Below are 2,622 nucleotides of genomic sequence, written 5' to 3' on the forward strand. Positions count from 1 at the left end.
TCACCGCCTCCCCGGCACCCGCCGCGGCCCCCACCACGGCACCCCAGGAGACCGGCCCCGGGGCACCGATGCCCGTCGTGTCCGCGGGCGGTCCCGGCGACCGGCTGTGGGCGGTGTTCCGGGAGGGTTTCCCCGCCGGCCCCGCGCACCAGGACCTGTGCGACCGGCTGGAGGAGACGGGCCCCCTGCTCGACGCCTCCGCCGCACACCCCCTCGGCGCCCGCCCCGACGCCGCCGCGCACACCGTGATCGAGCGCGTCGCCCACGAACGGGCCCGGCTGCTGCGCGCCACCGGACACACCCGCTTCCGCCTGGTCGGGGCCCACGGCGGAGCCCTGCTCGCGGCTGAGACGGCCCGGCAGCTCACCGAGGGCGGAGCCGACGTCGAACTGACCGTCATCAGCAGTTACCCCCTGCCCGCGGTGGTCGAGGACCCGGTCTTCGCCGAGTACCTCTTCGTGCTCGGCAGCGGAGCGGACCCGGGCGCGCTGGGGTGGCCCGACCAGCGGGCCACCGGCGCCGCCCTGGCCGCCGTACTGGCCCGCACCCCCGGCAAGGTGCCCGCCGGCGCGTTCGCCGAGCTGGACGGCGGCCTCGCCGGGACCGCCGCCGCGTACGCCCGCCTGGCGGCCGTCCCCGCCGACGAGCGGTGGGCGCGGCTCGCCGCCGCCCTGGGCGGCAGCACGGAGGCGGTCCGCGACCGCTACGCCGCCCACCGCCTGCTCGCCCGGGCCGCGGCGGCCCACCGCCCGGACCCCTACACCGGCGACATCACCCTGCTCCTGCACCGCGACGACACGCCGCTGTGGCCGTCGCTGGCCGCCGACGCCACCCGCTACTGGCAGCAGCTGTGCCTCGGCCGGCTGCGGACCCGGACCGTGCCCGGCGACCACTTCACCTGCCTGTCCGCCGAGCACACGGCCGAACTGGCCGCCGCCCTGACCACTGCGACCCCCCACCAGGAGGGCCTCCGGTGACTCCCACCCTCGCCGTCCTCGGCGGCTACGGCGCGGTCGGCGCGGTCGCCGCCCGCGAACTGGCCGCCGCCCACCCCCGGGCCCGGCTGCGCATCGGCGGCCGCCGCCTCGACGAGGCGGCCGGCTGTGCCGCCCGCCTGGGCGACCGGGCCGAGCCGCACGCCGTGGACCTGACCGACCCCGCCTCGCTCGCCGCGTTCTGCACCGGCAGCACCGTGGTCGTCAACTGCGCGGGCCCCTCCTACCGTGTGCTGGACACGGTCGCGAAGGCCGCGTTCGCCGCCGGTGCCGACTATGTCGACGCGGGCGGCGACGAACCGGTGCACCGCGCCCTGTCCGAACGCGACCCCGCCGGACACGGACGCGCCGCCGTCCTCACCGCCGGCATGATGCCCGGCCTCACCGGTCTGCTGCCGCGCTGGCTGGCCGCCCAGGGCGTCGAGGAACCGCACCGGCTCCTCGGCTACGTCGGCACCATGGACCGGCTCACCCCGGCCGGCGCCGGCGACTACCTGCTCAGCCTCGGCGGCGCCTACGGCGAGGCCCAGTCCGCCTGGCGCGGCGGCGCCCGCGTGCTGCGCGTCCTGCAACCGCTCAACGACACCGAGCTGCCCTTCTTCCCGGGCACGGTCAGCGCCTACCCCTACCTCAGCTACGAGGTCGAACGGCTCGCCCGCGACCTGGGACTGGCCACCGTCGACTGGTACAACGTCTTCGACGGCGGCTCCCGCATGCTCAAGACCCTCGGCCGTCTGCAGGGCGCCATGACCGGGCAGAGCGCGCTGGAGCCGGCCGCCCGCGACCTCATCGAGGCCGCCGGTCTCGACCTGTTCGGACGGGACCCCTACCAGCTGTTCGTCCTGGAGCTGACCGGGCGCAGCGCCGGCCGGGACGCGGTGCGCGCCCTGGTGCTGCGCGGCACCGACACCTACGAGCTGACCGGCGCCGTCGTCGCCGTCGCCGCCGGTGCGCTGCTCTCCGGGCAGGTGCCCCACGGGGTCCACTACGCGGCCGAGGTGCTGGACCCCGGCCCCGTGGTCGAACGGCTGCGGGCCCTGGCGGCCGTGACCTCGCTCGACCTCTTCGACCGCCCGCTGGACGAGGTCTCCGCCCCGGAGGAGGGCGAACTGTGACCGGCGGACGGCCCCGCGTCGTGGTGGCCGGCACCAAGTTCGGCCGGGTGTACCTGGCGGGGACGGCCCGGCCCGACTCCCCGTACGAACTGGCCGGTGTCCTGGCCCGGGGCAGCGAACGCTCCGTGCGGATCGCCCGGCACTACGGCGTGCCGCTGTTCACCGCTCCCGAGCAGGTCCCCGAGGACGTCGAGGCGTGCTGCGTGGTGGTCGGTGCCGGCCTCAACGGCGGTCCCGGCGCCCGGCTCGCGCAGCAGCTGATGGCCCGCGGCCTCGGCGTCCTCCAGGAACACCCGTTGCACGCCAGGGAACTGGCCGACTGCCTGCGGGCGGCCCGGGACCACCGGGTGGTGTACCGGCTCAACAGCCACTACGTGCACGTGGAGCCCGTACGGCGGTTCATCGCCGCCGCTCGCCGGCTGCTGGCCGACCAGCGGCCGTTGCACGTCGACGCCGTCTGCGGCTTCCAGCTGCTGTACACCCTCTTCGACATCCTCGGCCGGACCCTCGGG

General features: G+C 76.7%; 2 protein-coding genes and 1 pseudogene. All 3 read left to right on the plus strand.

The window, feature by feature from the left end; all coding sequences use genetic code 11:
• A pseudogene (locus IE312_RS41195) lies at window positions 1–977 on the plus strand (hypothetical protein); the annotation flags it as partial.
• Window positions 974–2,110: a saccharopine dehydrogenase NADP-binding domain-containing protein gene (locus IE312_RS21630; RefSeq protein WP_189983996.1), complete on the plus strand. Its 1,137-nt coding sequence runs from the start codon at window positions 974–976 to the stop codon at window positions 2,108–2,110. The pseudogene IE312_RS41195 and the gene IE312_RS21630, both read left to right, overlap by 4 nt.
• The coding region (locus IE312_RS41200) for a Gfo/Idh/MocA family oxidoreductase (protein WP_229900259.1) at window positions 2,107–2,622 on the plus strand (516 nt) is incomplete at its 3' end. The genes IE312_RS21630 and IE312_RS41200, both read left to right, overlap by 4 nt.

The sequence above is a fragment of the Streptomyces capoamus genome, from assembly GCF_014654935.1.
Lineage (GTDB): Bacteria > Actinomycetota > Actinomycetes > Streptomycetales > Streptomycetaceae > Streptomyces > Streptomyces capoamus.